At 40.6% G+C, this 20,333-nt stretch carries 17 protein-coding genes and 1 riboswitch; of the genes, 6 read left to right on the top strand and 11 right to left on the bottom strand.

Going from position 1 to position 20,333, the window contains the following annotated elements:
- Positions 1-165: 165 nt before the first annotated feature.
- Together HY987_RS09640 and HY987_RS09635 are read left to right on the top strand one after the other, a co-directional pair.
- Positions 166-594, top strand: coding sequence for a DUF5518 domain-containing protein (locus HY987_RS09640; protein ID WP_292757990.1), 429 nt, complete (start codon positions 166-168; stop codon positions 592-594).
- 69 nt (positions 595-663) lie between these two features.
- A complete protein-coding gene (locus tag HY987_RS09635; RefSeq protein WP_292757988.1) occupies positions 664-1,077 on the top strand; it encodes a DUF5518 domain-containing protein in 414 nt (137 codons plus the stop codon).
- A gap of 75 nt (positions 1,078-1,152) precedes the next feature.
- Here the strand turns inward: HY987_RS09635 and HY987_RS09630 are convergent, their stop codons facing one another.
- The 5 genes from HY987_RS09630 to HY987_RS09610 all read right to left on the bottom strand — a co-directional run bounded on the left by HY987_RS09630 (position 1,153) and on the right by HY987_RS09610 (position 5,602).
- On the bottom strand, positions 1,153-1,563 hold the full coding sequence (locus tag HY987_RS09630) for a DUF126 domain-containing protein (protein ID WP_292757986.1): 411 nt from the start codon (positions 1,561-1,563) through the stop codon (positions 1,153-1,155).
- 185 nt (positions 1,564-1,748) lie between these two features.
- Entirely contained in the window at positions 1,749-2,651 is a 903-nt protein-coding gene (locus HY987_RS09625) for a hypothetical protein (RefSeq protein WP_292757984.1), read from the bottom strand.
- 132 nt (positions 2,652-2,783) lie between these two features.
- Positions 2,784-3,701 carry a hypothetical protein gene (locus HY987_RS09620; protein WP_292757983.1) on the bottom strand — a complete coding sequence of 306 codons (918 nt, stop codon included), beginning with the start codon at positions 3,699-3,701 and terminating at the stop codon, positions 2,784-2,786.
- A gap of 161 nt (positions 3,702-3,862) precedes the next feature.
- Positions 3,863-5,212, bottom strand: a complete 1,350-nt coding sequence (gene purB / locus HY987_RS09615) for an adenylosuccinate lyase (protein ID WP_292757981.1) — start codon at positions 5,210-5,212, stop codon at positions 3,863-3,865.
- Positions 5,213-5,440: 228 nt separating this feature from the next.
- Entirely contained in the window at positions 5,441-5,602 is a 162-nt protein-coding gene (locus tag HY987_RS09610) for a preprotein translocase subunit Sec61beta (protein ID WP_286243699.1), read from the bottom strand.
- 340 nt (positions 5,603-5,942) lie between these two features.
- Between HY987_RS09610 and polC the strand changes: the two genes are divergently transcribed.
- Together polC and nrdD are read left to right on the top strand one after the other, a co-directional pair.
- Positions 5,943-9,275: a DNA polymerase II large subunit gene (gene polC, locus HY987_RS09605; protein ID WP_292757978.1), complete on the top strand. Its 3,333-nt coding sequence runs from the start codon at positions 5,943-5,945 to the stop codon at positions 9,273-9,275.
- A gap of 345 nt (positions 9,276-9,620) precedes the next feature.
- Positions 9,621-11,927, top strand: a complete 2,307-nt coding sequence (gene nrdD, locus HY987_RS09600) for an anaerobic ribonucleoside-triphosphate reductase (protein ID WP_292758458.1) — start codon at positions 9,621-9,623, stop codon at positions 11,925-11,927.
- Between the two features lie 186 nt (positions 11,928-12,113).
- Here nrdD and HY987_RS09595 read toward each other — a convergent pair whose 3' ends face one another.
- Together HY987_RS09595 and HY987_RS09590 are read right to left on the bottom strand one after the other, a co-directional pair.
- Positions 12,114-13,007 carry a CBS domain-containing protein gene (locus HY987_RS09595; RefSeq protein WP_292757976.1) on the bottom strand — a complete coding sequence of 298 codons (894 nt, stop codon included), beginning with the start codon at positions 13,005-13,007 and terminating at the stop codon, positions 12,114-12,116.
- Between the two features lie 217 nt (positions 13,008-13,224).
- Positions 13,225-14,316 carry a formate--phosphoribosylaminoimidazolecarboxamide ligase gene (locus tag HY987_RS09590; RefSeq protein ID WP_292757974.1) on the bottom strand — a complete coding sequence of 364 codons (1,092 nt, stop codon included), beginning with the start codon at positions 14,314-14,316 and terminating at the stop codon, positions 13,225-13,227.
- A gap of 301 nt (positions 14,317-14,617) precedes the next feature.
- Positions 14,618-14,678: riboswitch (Fluoride riboswitch) on the top strand.
- A gap of 327 nt (positions 14,679-15,005) precedes the next feature.
- Between HY987_RS09590 and HY987_RS09585 the strand changes: the two genes are divergently transcribed.
- The gene (locus HY987_RS09585; protein ID WP_292757973.1) at positions 15,006-15,683 is read left to right on the top strand and encodes a prenyltransferase/squalene oxidase repeat-containing protein; all 678 of its coding nucleotides are present in this window, start codon (positions 15,006-15,008) and stop codon (positions 15,681-15,683) included.
- 111 nt (positions 15,684-15,794) lie between these two features.
- On the top strand, positions 15,795-16,313 hold the full coding sequence (locus HY987_RS09580; protein ID WP_292757972.1) for an inorganic diphosphatase: 519 nt from the start codon (positions 15,795-15,797) through the stop codon (positions 16,311-16,313).
- Positions 16,314-16,497: 184 nt separating this feature from the next.
- Here the strand turns inward: HY987_RS09580 and HY987_RS09575 are convergent, their stop codons facing one another.
- From HY987_RS09575 to HY987_RS09560, 4 genes are all read right to left on the bottom strand, one after another.
- Entirely contained in the window at positions 16,498-17,022 is a 525-nt protein-coding gene (locus HY987_RS09575; protein ID WP_292757971.1) for a carbonic anhydrase, read from the bottom strand.
- A gap of 112 nt (positions 17,023-17,134) precedes the next feature.
- Positions 17,135-18,334: a Coenzyme F420 hydrogenase/dehydrogenase, beta subunit C-terminal domain gene (locus HY987_RS09570; RefSeq protein ID WP_292757970.1), complete on the bottom strand. Its 1,200-nt coding sequence runs from the start codon at positions 18,332-18,334 to the stop codon at positions 17,135-17,137.
- 5 nt (positions 18,335-18,339) lie between these two features.
- Positions 18,340-18,765 (bottom strand): hydrogenase iron-sulfur subunit, encoded by a 426-nt coding sequence (locus HY987_RS09565; protein WP_292757968.1) that lies wholly within the window; start codon positions 18,763-18,765, stop codon positions 18,340-18,342.
- 371 nt (positions 18,766-19,136) lie between these two features.
- Positions 19,137-20,333, bottom strand: a complete 1,197-nt coding sequence (locus HY987_RS09560; protein WP_292757966.1) for a Coenzyme F420 hydrogenase/dehydrogenase, beta subunit C-terminal domain — start codon at positions 20,331-20,333, stop codon at positions 19,137-19,139.

The following is a 20,333-nucleotide window of genomic DNA, read 5'->3' as shown; positions in this document are numbered from 1 at the left end:
TATTTCAGTTTTTCCAGTATTCCCATTTTTCCGAGTATTCCCATTTAGTTTTAGTAAACTTTATTCTTTCAGAACCCCAAGAATAATATAAACATTCATTAATTATCACGAGCAAAATAATAAAGGTTCACATTGTTAAATGAATGGAATTATGAAGGTAAAACTATGATCGATCAAAAAGTTACTCTTATTGGAACAGCACTGGCAGTGGTGCTGGTTGTTGTTTTCGGAATGTTCATCCCCTTAGTTGGGGGTGTAATAGCCCTGATAGTTGCGGGAATTGTGGTTGGATATATGGCCAACCAGAACATAAAGACCGGAGCAGTGCACGGAGCTTTAATAGGACTCTTCACTGGGATAATCTACATATTGGTGATATACGTCATTTCAGGATTCTCTCAAAAGATAATCGGAGGCCTAATCATCTATTCGTTAGGTTCCATACCAGTATACATCCTTTTAGGGCTTGGTGGTGGAATAATTGGCTCTGTGATGAAAGCAAGGCAGCAACATGTTGAAGAAATATTAAAAGAAGATGAATCTGAAGAAGAAGTTTCTTCTGAAGATAATGAAGAATCTTATAAAAAATCTTAAACATCGATCTAAGGTAGAAAAGAAGAATAGAAAGTAACAGAATTATATGTTGATTGAGGGGTGATATAAATGGTAGACTGGAAAGCAGTGGGAGTAGGATCACTTGTAAACGCGGTTTTAACCATTGTCTTAACAATTTCTGTTTTTCCTCTGTTCTTTTTAGGTCCAATAATAGGGGGGCTGGTGGCAACCTACATTGGACGTGGCGAGAAAAAGGATGCACCAGTGGAAGGGGCATTAACCGGCATTATTGGCGGGCTCATTATTGGAATCCTGTTCATCGCCGGATTCGGAGCTTTAAGTGCCATAATAGGGTTAATCTTTGCCAAAGTTGGCCTGGTGGCAGGGGCGATGACTCTGATAGCTGGTCTCTTTATCACCTTTATCTCCATATTCCTAGGAGGAGTCTTAGGTGCTGTTGGGGGATTAATAGGTGCTGAAATCAGAGAAAACGGTAGTAGAAAAGTAAAAGTGGAAAATTAAATAGGTTCACACCTATTTTTTCAACATTTTTGTATAATTTATTTAATTAAATCATTTTTAGTTCTTTTATTTGATTCATTTTAGAATTTCAATAATTCCGGTGTCTGCATCAACCTCCACCAGGTTACCTTCCTTTAGAATTTCAAGAACATCTTCTTCTGGCTGGTCAACCATGGGTATGCTGGCCATTATGGCTCCGGTGGCGATGATTGGTTCTGCTTCCATGGCAATGATGGCCAGTGGTGCGGTTTTGTTTTTAGCCATCTGGAAGATCACGTAGGATCCAACTGTGGAACCCTTTCCTGAAGGGATCACCAGTATTTTACCACCTATATTTTGCTGGTAGAGGTCATGTTCCCTGTCGGTCACTATCCCGGTATCAGGGTCTACACCTCCCAAAAAACTCAGTGGATCCTTGGAAATGATGATGTTCCCTTTAACATGTCCTCTTGATATTTTTCGACAATTAATGGTTTGAATAGCCATAAGATCACGTTCAAATCAGTATCTTTATTTATTATAATTTTTTACCTATTAATTCTATCAATGTTAATTAAATAGGATATCTACATTTTGAGCAGATTGAATATGAATAGGGGATAAATGTATCTTTTATGGGTAAATAGGATTTAAATCAAATAAAAAATAAAAAAAGAATTTAATTGGAGTGTTTATTCTAATTGCAGTTTGACACCGCCAATTTTAGGTCTTAAGAAGTTGTAAATTAGTGCTAAAACTGCATCTACTACAAATGCTACTATAAATCCTCCGATAGTAAATGCTAGCAGTAATAAAACTCCAACTAGGGCTGATCCGGATACTGCGGCAATAATAAGCATTATCAGACCAACTATGAACCCGATTACGGCTGTGAGAACTCCAGTTACCAGTGCAACTGGAAGTGGTGGGATGATGAGTAGCTCATGTAGTCCTTCTTTTGCATTGCCAAACTCAAGCTTGATTCCACCGACTTTAGGTGCTATTAGGTTATATAGTCCAGCTAATATTGCATCAGCTATGAATGCCATTATAAATACGGCTATTGGCATTACTATGATTAGAATGAGGGATCCTATGGCTCCAAAAGCCCCTAATCCTGCTGTTGAGATTGCAGAGGTATCAGTAGATGCTGCCATGGAACTCATTAGCTGAATAAATATTCCAGCATAGGCTGCAAATAATGGTACAATGATCAGGGCGATTAATAAAGTCATTATAGCGGCAATTGTAGAGGTCATTAGGGCAAAGGGGATAATTGGAACTGATTTTACTTCGCTAAGATTTTCAAGTCCCAATTTAATTCCCCCTATCCTGGGCACAAGTTGATTATAAATCAACGCGGTTATAAATGATTGGGCAATACCAATCAAGAATGTGCTTACGGGGGAAGCAATGATCATGGCTGCGTAAACACCGATTAATGTCCATGCCATTGCACTAGAGTCGAATGCAAGGCCAATTAGTGCTAATATTAAACTGAATATTGCGTATATAAATGCCCACACTGCGTTAACCGATGAATTCATCAGTGTGTATGAAACTAGATGTATAGATTTGATCTCCTTTATTTCCAATTTTTTCACCTCTTAATTAGTAAATTGTCAGTGTTACATCTGGTCCTACTATAATATCAATTTTTATAAAATGGAAATTAAAATCAGGGCAGAAATAAAAAGAAAAAAAAGGGGGAAATTATCTTAGAACGCTTACTCCAGTACCAGTTTAATACCACCAATTCTGGGCTGCAGGATGTTGTAGAATACTGTGGCCAGTGCTACCATAATGAAGTACATTACAAACCATGATATGGCGTAGCTTATAAGCCAGATTATTGCTAGAACCACGTCTCCTGTCAGTAAACCCATGATTAATCCGTATATTGCACCTAAAACTGCCATTACTACTGATATGGATAGTGCTGCAGGTACTACTGGGATGTTGGTGAGTTCAAATCCATTGGCTGCTTCGGCGAATATAAGTTTTAGTCCACCGATCTTTGGTATTAGGATGTTGTAGAAGACGGCGAATAATGCGTATGCAATGAAAGTCATGATGAACATTGCTATTGGCATTACTATAATCCAGAACAGTGCCCATATGCCAGATACTGCTGCCATCATTCCACCGGTTGGTAGTGCGGCAGTGGTGGTGTTGGTTGCATTTGCAGCTACGTTGGCTGCAATTGGAATTACTCCACTTGCCAGTGAGAATACAGAACTACCAGCCAGTCCGATATATAGTCCGGTTAAGAATGTTAAAACAGCGACTATAACGGAGAGTATAAGGGCAAATGACATTACTGGAATTGATTTAACTACTTCTCCTTCCATACCTAGTTTTATCCCACCTAATTTGGGTGCTAAGAGGTTGTAGAGTAATGCCAGAATAAAGGCGTACACTATGTTGAAGAAGAATGATGTTAAAGGCCATAGGATAATTATTGATAATCCTAACACGGTAATGAAACCAGCGAACATGCTCATACCGGGTATGAGTGCTGCTATTGTTCCGAAGAATAGGATGACAAGAATTGCTGTGATGAAGGCTAAAATTGCGTGTATTGAGGATGTCATCAATGTGAATGGAGCGGCTCGGATGTGTTTAATTTCTTTGATATCGACCATTTTTTCACCTCCCTTTATAATCAGTATCAATATTGTTTATTATTGGTAATATATTAATTTTTCGTTTTCAGGGAGGTTTAAAGCAGCAAATATAATTAAAAAGTAAAAAAGAAGGGGAATATTTAGAAAAAAATCTGGAATTATGTTCTATTCTAAAAATTTTAAAACCATTCTTCTGATTTTTCTAGAACATTTTCCACAATCTGCACCGAAGATCCCAGGTAGGTGTGGGGGTCCATAATATCATCCACTTCTTCTGGGCTCAGATAATCGGTTATCCCTTCCTGCTGAAGTACCACATCTTTTAAGCTAACTCCCAGTTTGTTTGCTTCCAGGGCACACTTACGGACCAGGGCATAGGCGCTTTGTCTTCCCATACCCTTACGGGTGAGTTCTGCCATGAATCGCTCGGCCATAATCAGTCCACCAGTAAGGTTGAGATTCCTTTCAATATTTTCAGGATAGAAAACCAGTTTTTCCATTAATCGAATGGTCAAGTTCAGTATGTAATCTGTGAGGATAGATGCCTCCGGGAGCATGATCCGCTCGGATGAGGAGTTGGTCAAGTCCCTTTCATGCCACAGGGCATTATTCTGGAGAGCAGGAGCGGGATATGCCTTAATAACTCTGGATACTCCACAGATCCTCTCGGCAGTGATGGGATTCATTTTGTGAGGCATGGTGCTGGATCCCACCTGTTTTTCCGGGTCGAAATTTTCCCCTAATTCTTTGATCTCTGTACGCTGCAGGTTACGGATTTCCAGGGCAATCTTATCAAGGGTACTGGCCAGGTTGGCCAGGTCCATCATGTATTCTGCATGGTTATCCCTCTGCACCACCTGGTTGGATATCAGTGTTGCTGGGAGTCCCAGTATTTCGGAAACCTTAAGATGAACGTCAAGCCCATCTTCACCCAGGGCTGCAGTGGTACCCACTGCTCCAGTCATCATCCCAACACAGAGCCTACCTTTACATTCCTCCAATCGTTCATACTGACGGTGGAGTTCATCTGCCCAAAGAGCGAATTTCATCCCATAAGTGGTGGGGAGGGCGTGCTGTCCATGGGTTCTTCCTATACAAACTGTTTTTTTATTTTCATCCGCTAGTTTCAGGATGATTCTCGCTAAACGCGTTACTTTTTCCTGTATGATATTAATGGAATCACGGAGTAGGAGTGACTGGGAACTGTCAATTATGTCATTGGAGGTGGCACCGAAATGCACGTACTCACCGGCATCATCCTCACAGACCTCAGCCAGGGCTTTTACAATGGATGCAATATCGTGGTTGGTTTCTTTTTCTATTTCTGCAACTCTTTCATTGGTAACATACTGTGTGTTGGCCTTACTTCTTATTTCCCGGGCAGCCTCTTCAGGAACCAGGCCCATCTGGGCCTCAGCTTCCGCAAGAGCCGCTTCAACTTCCAGCATTTTCTGAAGTTTGTTCTCTGCTTCCCAGACTTTTTTCATTTCAGGGGTTCCATAACGAAATTCAATTGGGTGGATTGCCATGTTAAAACTCCTTTATATTTCATCCGAATTAACAAATATATCAAAATTTAAAAAAACTTCTTATATTACTTTAAAAGTTTGTTATATTTCCAAAAATTGGGGATACTCCCAAATTACATATATTAAATAACTCTTATGCTAAAGTAACCTCCACGCAACTCTTAAATTGGGTTAAAGTTTTTAGCTTACTTAAACTAATTTTAGAGGGATTAGAAAAATAATAAGAGTTTAGGAGTATGAAAACCTTAAAGCTATGCAAAAAACAGCCAAAATAGCAGTCATGATTATAACCTGTTCTGGACTGAGCTTGGGGCCTTTGGTTTCCTCTTCAAAGTATCTTACCAGGCCCGCCCCACTTGGTGGAAGGTATTTTTTTTCTTTCTTTGCCAAACTAAATCACCATAAAATTGATCATGAAATTATTCACACATATTCCATTTCTACTATATACTATTTCTAGTATACAAGAAATTTCATTCATATTTATGTTGCACATTAACGCCTTATATTTGTAGTGGTATGTTATGGTGAAATTGTTTAATAGTAAGAACTCCACCTGTTTAAAAAACTATAAATTATCTCCAGAACAATAATAATTAGTAGAGCTTAAATAATGTTCGGATGTTATAAGGCTTAAATCGTATTTTTAAGGGCACATGATGTTTTAATATAACTCGAAAGGGTTATTATAGTTTAATTATTCAAACATATAAAAAATCAGGGAATCAGTATGGGATATTTTGAAACATTGGAAGAGGGCACTGCACAGGCCTATGAAGTTGCCAAACAAGCAAGGAAGAAGGGTCATGATATTGAAACCGAACCAGAAATACCTCTGGCTAAAAACCTAGCCGAGCGTGTGGAGGGGCTGGTGGGCCCACCAGGAGTAGCAGCACATATAAAGGAACTGGAAGAGGAAGGAATGTCCCGTGAAGAAGTTGCCTTCCAGGTAGCCAAGGAGATAGTCACTTCTGATGAGGTGATGAAGGCCGATCCAGGGAACAAAGACCAGTACAAAATAAAAGAAGAGGCCGCGGACCAGGCAGTGCGAACAGCTTTATCAATTCTTACTGAGGGGGTGGTGGCTGCACCACTGGAAGGAATAGACCGGGTGGCTATCAAAAGGAACTTCGACCAGAGTTGGTACCTAGCCGTGTACTTCACAGGACCTATACGAAGTGCAGGGGGGACTGCATCAGCACTTGCAGTATTAATTTCAGACTATATTAGACTTAATATGGCTTTAGATGTTTATAAACCTACAGATGGGGAAATAGAGCGTTATGTTGAGGAAGCAGAGCTTTACGAGTCAGAGGTAACCAACCTGCAGTACTCCCCCTCTCCAGATGAAGTCCGTGCCGCAGCACAACACATACCTGTAGAAGTCACTGGTGAACCCACTGATCAGGTGGAAGTATCCCACAGGGACTTAGAACGTGTGGAAACCAACCACCTCCGTGGAGGTGCTTTACTGGCCCTGGTGGAGGGTGTTATTCAAAAAGCACCCAAGGTACTGAAGTACGCTAAAATGCTCAAAATAGAAGGCTGGGACTGGCTGGGTGACCTTTCAAAGACCAAAAAATCAGACGAAGATGATGAAACTGATGAAGATGCCAAGGACGGGGCACCTAAAGTAGATGACAAGTATATGCGGGATATCATTGGGGGTAGGCCGGTTTTAGCATATCCTCAAACTAAAGGGGGCTTTCGTCTAAGATATGGTCGATCCAGAAACACCGGACTGGCTGCCATGGGGGTTCACCCTGCTACCATGGAGATCCTGGAATTTCTAGCTGTCGGGACCCAGATGAAGATAGAAAGACCGGGTAAGGGGAACTGTGTAGTTCCCTGCGACAGTATTGACGGGCCAATTGTGAAACTCAGAAATGGGGATGTGGTAAAAGTAGATTCAGTGGAGGAAGCTCGTAAAATCAGGGTAGATGTAGTGGAAATAATTTATCTTGGGGACATGTTAGTGGCCTTTGGAGAGTTCCTCCGAAACAACCATCAACTGCTCCCTGCTGGTTGGTGTGAAGAATGGTGGATACAGCTTTTAGAAAAATCAGCCAGCTATGATGATGGACAGGAAGAAGAGTTGAATCAGTTCCTTCAGGAGGATAAAATCAGTGCCAGGGCAGCTTTCGACCTTTCAAAACAGTACCAAATCCCACTTCACCCGGAATACACCTATTTCTATCATGATGTAACCCGGAGGGATCTCAACACCCTCAGAACATGGTTATACGACGCTGCTGAAGATATTAACATCGAAAATGATTTAACACTGGAAATGGGTCCTGAGAAAAGGATATTGGAGTCGGTGGGAGTCCATCACCGTGTTAGGGATGATAAAATTATCTTACCGGGGGATGATGCCTATGCTCTTTTGCGTACTCTGGCTGAACCCCTTGACAATGAAAATGATATATCAACTTTAGAAGCCTTAAATAAGGTTTCACCAGTTGAAATTATGGCTAAGGCGCCTACTTACCTTGGTGGGAGGGTGGGAAGGCCTGAGAAGACCAAGGAAAGAATGATGAAACCTGCACCACACGCTCTGTTCCCTATTGGGACTAATGGTGGGAGCAGGAGGAACATTGTGGAAGCAGCTAAAAAAGGAAGTATCACAGTTGACATAGCCAGATGCAAATGTACCAACCCTGAATGTGGCGTAGGATCCATGCAGGCTATCTGCCCAGTTTGCGGAGCCCGAACAGTCCCCACTAGCTCAGGAAAAAAACGAATCAACGTGGCTAACCTTCTCCGAAAGGCATATAAAAATTCAGGCGTACGGAAACTGGATGAGATAAAGGGAGTGCAGGGAATGATATCTGAAGATAAATTCCCAGAACCTCTGGAGAAGGGAATACTCCGGGCTAAAAATGGTGTTTACACATTTAAAGATGCTACTATCCGTCATGATTCAACAGACCTTCCACTCACTCATTTCATACCTCATGAGATAGGTGTAAGCTCCCAGAAACTTCGTGAATTGGGATACACTCATGACATCAGGGGAAATGCGCTTGAGAATGATAATCAGGTGGTTGAACTCCGCATACAGGATCTGGTAATATCAGAAGCCTGTGGAGAGTACCTGATGAGGGTTTCACACTTTATCGATGATCTTCTGAAAAATTTCTATGAGATGGAACCATTCTACCGGGTTAAGGTCAAAGAAGACTTGGTGGGGCACCTGGCAGTGGGACTGGCACCTCACACCTCAGCTGGGGTTCTAGGGCGGATAATAGGATTCACCAAAGCCGCAGCATGCTATGCTCATCCCTACTTCCACTCAGCCAAACGCCGAAACTGTGACAGTGATGAAGACTCAGTGATGCTTCTAATGGATGCATTACTCAACTTTTCCAAGGTTTACCTTCCCAGCAGCCGTGGAGGGCGTATGGATGCTCCACTGGTTCTCTCATCCCGTATAGATCCTGAGGAAATAGATGATGAATCCCATAACCTGGACACCATGGAAACACTGCCTCTGGAACTCTACCAGAAAACCATGGAGAATGCCAAACCCGCTGACGTGGTGGACATGGTGGATAATGTCAAGAAGAGGTTGGGCAAGGATGAGCAGTACCATGGATTGATCTATTCTCATGAAACTTCCAGCATCCATCAGGGGCCTAAAATATGCCTCTATAAAATACTACCCACCATGAAGGATAAAGTGGATGGACAGATCCGCCTGGCAGAGAAGATACGTGCCGTGGATCAAAAGGGAGTGGTGGAAGGAGTCCTGAACTCCCATTTCTTACCCGATATCGCAGGGAATTCAAGAGCCTTTGCCCGGCAGAAGGTGCGATGCACCAAATGTAACAAGAAATATAGGCGCATACCTCTCACAGGGGAATGTACCTGTGGTGGAAACCTAATACTGAGCATATCCAAAGGTTCTGTCACTAAATACCTGGAAATATCCAAGGAACTGGCTAGTCGTTACCCTATAGATCCTTACCTGGTGCAAAGGATTGAACTTTTAGAATCGGGTATCAACTCCCTCTTTGAAAGTGACCGGTCCAAGCAGAGTTCACTGGATGTATTCCTGTGAACTTGATTTATATCCATTAATCAACATGATTCAAATCTCCTAAACTAAAGTGCACACGATGTGTTATTTTGCACTATCATCAGAATTTCGGGTTAAATCTGTTCACATCATGTGTTCGGTTATAATATGGGGTGGTGATGTTATCAGGGAAATAGTTACCACTCTATACAGTTTTGCTTATCAGAACAGTTTGGTCAATCGAAACAATTTTATAATGATACAGATAGAAATTATTAAGTAGATTTAAAAACTATTTCCGGGGGTTAGGGGGAAATTATTACAGTAAAGCCTATTTGATATTAATTTTAAATTATTCGGATTAAAAATTAAGTCGGAGGATAGATGATGAAGGACGCCCGTATTATTGCTGCCATACCAACTAAGGCGGAAAATTGTGTTTTGAAGAATAATGGGATATTTGAGAAGTTCAGTCATGAGAAGATATTGAAATCCTGTCTTATGGCAGGTGCTCCCCTTTGGGCGGCGGAAAAAATAGCATCTCAGGCTGCGGGAGCTTCTTATGATGGAGTCACCACCAAAGAGATCAAGATGTGGGTTTATGACTCTCTGAAGCGGGTTGAACCTGCGGTGGCTGACAAGTACCTCAGAAGTAACCAGTTACGGGTTCGAACAGCACGGGACACCATTGAATCCTTCGACAAATCCAAAATAGAGAAAACCCTGATTGTAGAAACAGGTGCCAGCCCAGAAATCGCGGATAAAATTGCTACCAGTGTTTGGAAAGAGGTTAGGAAACTGGACGTGGAATATCTAACAGCTCCCATGCTCAGGGAGATGGTAAACACCAAACTGGTTGAAAATGGACTGGAAACCCTTAGGCGAAGGTACACCAGGCTGGGAATACCGGTCTACAACATCACCAACCTCATTGAAAACGGCAGCCGGGACAATGCCAACATGATACACAACCCAGAAACAGTGCACAAATATGTGGCTGATGAGGCCCTTAAACAATACGCACTCCTGCACATACTCCCCAATGAACTGGCCGACGCCCATCTGGGTGGGGATATACACATACATGATCTGGAATTCTTTGCTGGTAGACCAGTAAACTGCCTGCAACATGATTTAAGGTTTTTCATAAAAAACGGGCTTAAAGTGGATGGTACTGGAGATCATACTTCAGTAGCAGGGCCACCTAACCACATTGAAACCCTGATGAACCATTCTGGAGAGATCATGCTGGCAGCCCAGCAGAATATGAGTGGTGGACAATCCATGAGTCTCTGGAACGTATTTGTTGCCCCATTTGCCCATGGACTTCCCTACGAGAAGGTTAAACAGGCAGTGCAAATGTTCATCTACAATTTGAACATGGCCTACGCTGCTCGGGGAAGCCAGGTACCATTCACATCCATTAACCTAGAATTCACCGTACCGGACTTTTTAAAAGAAGAACCAGCTTATGGGCCTAAAGGTCGCCTGGTGGGAACCTACGGTGATTTTGAAGATGAAACCCGCATGTTACAACGGGCATTCACCGAAGTTCTCCTGGAAGGAGATTCGGATGGTAAGCCACATCTATTCCCAAACACCATCTACGCCCTCCGGAAAGAAGTCTTAAAGGATGAATTTACCGAGGACTTGGAATTAGTTCATGAATTATCCTCCAAATATGGAACTGCCTACTTCACCAACATGCTACCCAGCTACCGGGGGCAGATGGCCAACTACATGGGATGCCGAACATCCCTATCAGATAACTGGACCGGAGACTGGGATAAAGACTGTTTCCGAACAGGGAACCTGGCCTACATAACATTGAACCTGCCCAGAATAGCATACCAATCCAAGGATGAAGATGAAATCTTCGAATACCTGGATTCCTATTTGCGTCTGTCTGAAGAGGTTCTGATGTTACGTCGAAAGCAGGCAGTGGCCTGCCTGGATGACTACAACCTGTTACCCTTTTTAACCCAAGAATTAAATGATGAACGCTACTACCGAGTGGAAAACTCCACCATGTCCTTTGGATTCGTGGGATTAAATGAAATGCTACAATCATTCTGTGGAAGTGGAATTGATGATCCCGATTCACTTAAACTAGGTCTTAAAGTTATTGACTATATGAATGGACGGGCTCAGGAGCTTAAAAAAGACACAGGGTTGCGTTGGACCATCCTTCAAACACCTGCCGAGTCCACTGCCTACCGATTCGCAACGCTCGATCGGGAGAAATTCGGTAATAATGCCATAACTCAGGGGGATTCTGAGGCATATTATTACACCAACTCTTCCCATTTACCAGTGGACACCAGTCTGAACCTGGCTGAGAAGATCCGTATCGAGGAACAATTCCACAGCCGTACTCTGGGTGGACATATTTTCCATGCATTTATGGGTGAATCACACAGTGACCCTGAAGCACTCATGAGCCTCACTAACAAGATAGCCAGGAAATCTGATATTGGTTTCTGGGCCTACAGTAGCGCTCTGAGTTTCTGCATAAAATGCAAAACCCTGATGAAAGGATTACAGGATAACTGCGCCTCCTGCGGAGAACAGAAAGAAGTAGAATGGTATGACCGTATAACTGGATACGTCCAGCAAGTAGGTCGTTCTAAATCCGCCAGCGGAGGATGGAATCCGGGTAAAATGAAAGAATTGATGGATAGGAGAAGATATTAACCTTATCCGTATCTTTTTTCTTTAATTATATATTAATATATAATATTTACAAATTTTTTTAATTCTTTTTTAAGTTCGTAAAATTAAATCAAAAAAAGGATGATAATTAGGGAGTAAAGTGAATATTTTCAGGGAGATCTCACAATTAATAAAAAAGAAGCGTATTTAAAGGAATTACGCATTAATTTAACCAGTTAAATATTTTAAACCAGCTATCTGGTTTAAAATATCGGTTTTGGTTAAAATTCCAATGGGTTTGTCCTGCTCATCGGTGATAATAAGACGTCCAATTTTATTTTTATTCATAATCTGAATGGCTTCTGATATCATAACATCCTGTTTAACGGTAATTATGTATTTGGACATCAAGTTGGTTATTTTAAGATCCTTTTCTTCATTGGCAATAGCCTTAGTAATGTCAATAAGGGTTAATATTCCTATAACACAATCATTTTCAATTACCGGGGCACCGTCGATTCCATTATTAGATAGGATCCATGCTGCTTCCTTTATATCCATGTGAGGTTCCAGAGTAATGAGATCCTGGCTAGCTATTTCCATCACTGATTTATGGGGTATGCTTCGTATATCCCTAACATCCAGGAGTAATACACCATCCATATCATCCCTTCCTACAATTATCCCATTCACCACAAGTTTATTCACAGGACTGGGGCCAACTCTTATTTTATCCCCCAGATCAAGTTGTTTGATATCTCCCATGACCTTTATGGTTGCTTCACACTCTCCAGGTTGGGGTAGGCTGGTGAATTCTATTCTGGTAACAGTTATATTTTCTACCAGTTTATCTTTTTTAAACAAAGGCACGGTTTCTTCTTCATCTGCAGCACTGAGATTTAAAGCATGGTATGCTTCTATTGTTGGTTTATACCCTCCTCTGGGGCCCGGAACACCCTTCACGATCCCCATACTTCTTAAGGATTGCATTTGATTTCTTATGGTTCCGGGATTCCGGTTCATAATCGCTGCAATATTTTCTCCTTTAATGGGCCTGTAATTTGATTTACTATACAGATCAATTAAAACCTGCAATATTTCTTTTTGGACGGTTGTGAGCAATAAAACACCTTCTGATTGGTTATTATTGTTGTCAGGAATAATAATACCGATTTTTGTTTAGGATTATAACCTTTGCAATCTATGGTATATAAACCGAATCCAATATGTGGGGATGGAAGTCCTATTTTTATAATATTTGTTAAATGGGTTTGATAATTCTTTTAATGTTTTAACAGGGTTTGAGATGGTTAAATAAAAAGATGGAATAATGAATTGATCAGGTTATGATCTCTTCTAAGCGATTTTCGCTAATTCCATTTTTTATTTCGAGTGCCATTCTACGGCCCATGCTCAATGGTTCTCCATAATAGAGGTAGCTGTATGCGGATCCGTTCATGAATGTGTTTGTTCCACCGTCTGACCGTGCACTCATTTCAAATACTACTATTTCCAAGTCATCGTTAACTAGAGTCTGCATACAGAACGGACCATTAAATCCTGGTGGTACCAGTTCTTTAGCACCCTCTGTGATTTTGTCTCCTATGTCAAATGCCTGTGGAAGTAGTGATTCTCTTAAAACTACAGGGTGATTACCTGTTACAACATATGATGCATTTGCCCCGATGTCTAGCTGGTCTCTCGCAGGTACTCGGACTAAACCGTCAATAGTGGATTCATATCTGCTATCAATTCCTAAAAGTTCTACTTCGTTCTTTAATCCTGAGAAGAAGTAATGAATACAGTAGTTACATCCCAATACGTATTCTTCAATGTGAGCCTCTTTTATATCTTCTTCTTCGATCCATTTTCTCGCCATCATTGCCTCGATCTTCTGGTCGAATTCTTCAGTTGAGTTGGCAACGAAGTATCCTCTTCCTCCCCGGGCTCCAGGGAACTTTACCATAACTGTGCCGTCAATTTTCCCAGGATTTGTTATCTTTTTCGGAATCCTGATTCCGGATTCAACCATCAACTTTCTTTCGAGGTCTCTTTCTGCTTCCCATCGTAAAATGTCCCTATTTCCAAACATGGGGACGTTAAAAATAGTTTCAATATTATCCAGTCCAGCATAGGCCACAAAAGATCCGTGTGGGAACACTATACTGTTCATATCTCTTAATTCCTGCTGGACATCATCATTAACTATGTCACTAAATTTATCAACCATTATGAATTCATCAGCAACGTTAAATCTTTTGTAAGGTATCTCCCGTCCTTTTTCACAAACTACTGCCGTCCTGAACCCCTCTGCTTTCGCTCCCTGAAACATATGCAGGGATGAATGACTTCCTAAAGTCGCAATAGTTATGTCTTCCTTATCATACCCATCTAAAACATCCAGAATTTCCTGCCGGTTTATTTTACTCATTTGCTAAATCCCTCCGCATGTTAATAAATATCTGGTTAAATTAACATGGTTAGTTTCTGATAGTTATCTTTTTCGTCTTGGTTTTTGGTGTGAGGATGGATTTATTCAAGTAATACTGGTAACATTAAACGCTGTATAAAATTCTGAAAAACTAAAATAAGTTAAATTAAACCACTGAATTGGTTTTAGGGATTTAATTTAGTTCCTACATATGTGCTATTTGAGTATTAATGATTTTAGTTGTTGGGTCCAATTTTTAATGTGGATCAGAAATGTTTTTATATTCCCTGTGTTAATAGTGATTTATGTAGGTGATGGGTTCCACCTTATAACCGCAAAGTGCTGATGATCCCTATAAACAAAAAATTTATGGAGGAATCATAGTGCAAGCGAAATCAAACTCATCAGTTATGAAAACTATTTTTTCATGCAATGTAAATCATTCTGGATGTATTTCGATTTTAAAGCAGTCAAAATCAATAAAATTCATTCCAGGACCTATTCCTAGAATTTTATTTTCAAGTTCTCTATTCCATGAATCCATTTGCTAAATTCATGTTGAGGCGATTCAAATTCTAGACCAAGCTTTAAAGTTTGTCCACGAAAGAGAACATCTTGAAGGTGGATTCACTCTTTATGAAGGGATTCCTGACACTAAAAATACGTACTACGGTGTTAAAATTCTTAAAATGTTGGATGAAGAACCCCACAATAAGGAAAACACAATTAAGTGGATTGAAAACTTACAAGGAGGAAGGCAATACGGTACCCGGGGAATTTTTTACAGGGTAAACATTCTGGATTCTTTTAAAAGAAGTCCAACTTTTCCTCAAAAATATGTTAATAGATTTTTAGGGCGATACAGGACTTCTAATCTTGAAATAATTTATTTGATGACTAATGTCATGAGAATAGTTGGGATTGAGTTGCCAGAATATATTAATGAACGTGTTTTGCACTTCCAAAATGAGGATGGGGGATTTGGGAAATATAGGTCTGATATAATGTCAACCTATTATGCTCTAGAAACATTGAACCTTATTAACCCTGATTCCATAAACTCCCGGGATAAAATAATAGATTTCACCCAGAGTTGCCAGACTGATGAAGGAATTTTTGCTTACACTCCTCTAAGTTACCCTCCCTACATTGAAAGTATATATGCGGGGATTAGAATCTATGAAATCCTTAATTATCCTTTGGTTTGCTGGTTAAACCGGGATGAAGTCATTAATTTTGTATTAAAACTTCAAAATGCAGATGGAGGATTTAGAAGATCTTACTTTATCGGAATATCAGAGCTCGAATATGTTTATCGAGCTTTGCACGTTCTAAAAAGCTTAAATTATCCTGACTTTGGGCTGTAAAATTCTTAAACTTGATTGAGATAAAAATAATGGTAATTTATTGATTAAATCTCATTTAAACTTTTTAAATTTATTTAAATTTCAATAGAAAATTAGAAAGGAGAGGATATAATGAATTTGTGGAAAGATATTAAGCCAGGACCAAATGCACCGGAAGTGGTGTACGCAGTGATTGAAATACCAAAGGGCTCACGGAATAAATATGAATATGACAAGGATAAAGAGTCTTTTATCCTAGACAGAGTTCTGTCATCACCATTCTTTTATCCTGGAGAATACGGTATAATCCCCCAAACTCTCTACGATGATGGAGATCCCATGGACATACTGGTAATTATGGAACAACCAACATTTCCGGGATGTGTAATCGAAAGCCGGCCAATTGGTCTCTTAAAGATGATAGATGGTGGGGAACAGGATGACAAGATCCTGGCAGTTCCAGTGGATGACCCCAGATCCAATCACATAAAAAACATCGACGACCTTCCAGAATCACTCCTTAACGAGATTGTTCACTTCTTCCAGGAATACAAACGACTTGAAGGAAAATCCACGGAAGTATTGGGTTGGGAAGATTACAAAGAAGCATTGAAGGTAGTAGAACATTCAATTATGCTCTATAATGAATAATCGCAGAAAAGATTTGATTTAATTGAATTCCAGAATCAAGTTAGGTATGGAAAGGAGTAAGGACTGGTGATGCGCTGCCTATTTTGTATAGGGATATTCAATTTTGATAAATGATTTACTCTTAAATTAAACCTAATTGAAATAGAAAAATTAAAAAAAATAAGAAAATTAGAGATAATCAGTTTTACCCTTCAACTAAAACTTTCAATTTACCATCATAGAGGTCAATTATAAGACCATGGATTGGCACATCATCTGGAATAAATGGTGATTCCTTTATTTTTTCCACCACTACCATCACATTATCTTCTTCACCATCAATTGCCCCTATCCAATCCTTAAGATTTACCTCAGAAAGTGCTTTTTCATCCACACCCCTGGCTTTCATGTTGGCTTCCAGTTTTTCCGGGTCAACGTTGGCCATCCCACAATCGTAATGACCGATTACCATTACTTCTTCCACACCCAGAGCGTGGATGGCTGCGGCCACAGATCGGATAACATCCCTATCAACTGCAGCATTACCTGCATTTTTGATTATTTTGGCGTCTCCCCTTCCAATTCCAATGGCAGGTTCTAAAAACCCGGTAAGTCGGGTGTCCATACAAGTTACAATGGCCAATTTCTTTTGGGGCATGTGACTCATTTTTTTGGGTTCGAAATCTTTAACAAACTCTTCATTAGCTTTTAATACTTCATCAAGCATCATTTTTATCACCATAACATTTTGAGTAAGCTATCAAAGTTAGAAGATTATCACTTCAAGTATCCTAAAGGTCTACAAGTAATTAAATAAAAAAATAGTAAGGGGTGAGGTTATTTTATTCCTCACTAGGTTCTTTGTCTATCACGGAAAGTGGTGGTTTTTGTTCCAGATCATATCCTGGGTGATAGTCAAAGACATCCTGTAGTTCCACGTTTATCTTATGGAAGATCCTGGCCAGTGGGATATCAGCAGGGCATACTTCTTCGCACTGTCCGCAGTTGGTACAGGAATCCACCATATGTAACATTCTCACAAAGTGGAACATTGGTGATGGTGGAAGTTCTCCTTTAGGTACCCAGTTAACTGATTCTGACTCAATGGAACATTCTCTGCAGAAACAGATAGGGCATGCTTCTCTGCAACCGTAACATTTTATACACTTGTCGAATTCATCCAGGTACTGGTCCAGGTTCATTAACTCGTCACTTTCTTCAAAATTCCGGGTCTGCCATTTATTAGCCAGATTAACCATTGCTTTGTCAATGTTAGCCCTTATTTCAATACCCTTTGGAACTGGGTCCTTTACTTTTAAGACGTTTGCTTTAATGGCTTTATCCAGAATTTCGGCACCTTTTTCGGTGAATACTTCTACGAAAGTGGCTTTACCTGCCTGTGGTCCTATTACTCCCCAGTTACCCATGGCTAGGTCTGCCATTTTTGGTATGTTGGTTTCACATCTTCGACAGTTGGTTCTTCGACCGTATCCCTCATCTTCCAGTTCATCGATGCTGATCTCTTTTTCAGTGTCGTCTGCAGTTTCAATTACCAGGTTTCCTTTGGCGATTTCTTCTTTTACAACAGTGTCAGGGTCTATTTCGTAGAATTTTTCGATCATTTCACGAGCTTGGACTGGGGGTAAGGTTCCTCCACAGTTAATTCCAATCATCACCACATTGTCTTGGTTGATCTGTTTCCTTTTCATAAGTTCCACAATGGTCATGGCGTCGCAGGGTTTGGTGGTGACGGCGATTTTCATGTCGTTTGCACCATCAAGGTATTTATGAATGACTTTAGCCATGTTCAGTGTTCCACAATGGAGGGATCCTGCCGATTCTATGACTTTTTCGGGGTCGGTTATTAGTGTGGGCACTGCATCATAAAGATCAGCACCTTTTTCAACGGCTAGAACTGCATCCACTATGCCTTCTTCAAGCAAAAATTTAAGGATGGCTGTTACTGCTCCTCCGCATTCCCCGCTGGCTGCGATTTCTTCATCAGGGGATAAAGCATAATACATATCGTTTATTTGAACCATTTAAATCACCCTATTTCTGCTTTATTCTTTCTCCATGAGAAGGGACCAAGTTCTTTAACCTGATCACTTACCATTTTCATTGTATTGGCGAATTTTTCACCTTCGGAAGCAGATATCCAGTCAAGGTAGAATCTTCCTTCTTCAAGACCCAAGGTCTTCATCACTGTTTTCAAAGCCTTTATTCGTCGGTCACATGCGAAGTTTCCTCTGTCGTAGTGACAGTCTCCAAAGTGACATCCGGCAACCATTACTCCATCTGCCCCTTCGTCAAATGCTTTTAAGACGAAAAGAGGATTTATTCTACCTGAACACATTACTCTGATTATGCGCACGTTTGGGGGATATTGCATCCTTGCTGTACCTGCAGTGTCTGCTCCACCATAGGAACACCAGTTACAACAGAAAACTATTATTTTGGGGGTCCATTCCATATGATTATCTCCTTTTTTTTTATTGGTAATTATTTTTCATAATTCTTAACTCATATTGATATAATTAATAACAAACCACATTTTGCTTCTCTTTTTTTTATTAAATAATATGGGGGATGATGTTCTTACACTGACTCTAATTTATTTTATTTTCCGGTGATTTATTGAGCGACTGTTATTAGGTCAGAATTAAAGATTACAAATGTGGTTTGTTATATCTTGTAGCAAAGCTTCAAGATCGTGATATGTGACCTATCTGTGATCACCTGTGACTTATTCTTTACATGATAACTTTGTGAATGTTAAATGGGTGTTGCTATTAAAATATATAAAAAAGGGGGGATAATCCCCACCTTCAAGTTTTTCACGGTTTATTTTCCAGGTGCTGGGAAATAAGACAATGGTGGCATTTTTTCATCCATTCCTCTGGTGAAACCATAGGTTTCCTGCAGTTTGAGGTTGATTTCATGCCAAATTTTTGCCAGTGGTATTTCAGCAGGACAGACTTCCTCACACTGTCCACAATTGGTACAGGATTCTACCATGTGGACTAATCTTTCCATATGGAATAGTGGTGATGGTGGAAGTTCTTTGCTCAGCCAGTCTGGACCATTATTTGATTCTAGACAGCAGTTTTCACAGTAACAGATTGGACAGGATTCCCTGCAACCATAGCACTTGATACATTTGTCGAATTCGTCCATGTACTGAGCTATTGTGGTCAGTATTTCGCCTCGACTTTCGTCGAAATCTTTGGCTTGCCATTTACCGGCTAATTTTGCCATGATCTTGTCAATGTTAGCCCGTATTTCAACACCTTTAGGTATTGGTTCCTGGGTGTTGAGAGCTCCGGATTCTATGGCTTTGCCAAGAACATCGGCACCTTTTTCGGAGAATACTTCTACAAAGGTGGCTTTACCAGCTAGTGGTCCGATAACTCCCCAGTTACCTAATGCAAGATCAGCCATACGTGGTATGTTGATTTCACATCTTCGGCAGTTGGTTCTTCGACCGTATCCAGCGTCTTCCAGTTCGTCGATGCTAATTTCCTGCTCTTCATGGTCTTTGGTTTCGATGATCAGCTTTCCTTTGGCGATTTCTTCTTTAACCACTTCATCTGGGTCAGTTTCGTAGAATTTTTCGATCATCTGTCGGGCCTTAACCGGGGGCATAGTACCTCCACAGTTAACTCCTACCATGAGAATGTTGTCCCCATCCACTTCTTCCCGTTTAATTAGTTCTACCAGGGTCATGGCGTCGCAGGGTTTGGTGGTGACGGCGATTTTCATGTCTTTGGCACCGTCCAGATATTTCCCCACTATTTTGGCCATGTTCAGTGTTCCGCAGTGGAGGGATCCTGCTGTTTCTATGATTTCGTCGGGGTCGGTTATTAGTGTGGGCACTGCATCATATAGATCTGAACCTTTTTTAACGGCTAGAACTGCGTCCACTATGTCATCTTCTAAAAGGAACTTTAATATGGTGGTTACTGCACCTCCACATTCTCCGCTGCTGGCAATTTCCTCGTCTGAACCCCATGCATAATACATATCGCCTACTTGAACCAT

The sequence above is a fragment of the Methanobacterium sp. genome (assembly GCF_016217785.1).
GTDB lineage: Archaea > Methanobacteriota > Methanobacteria > Methanobacteriales > Methanobacteriaceae > Methanobacterium.
Note: the sequence above shows the minus strand (reverse complement) of the source record. Positions and strands in the feature narration are given on the sequence as shown.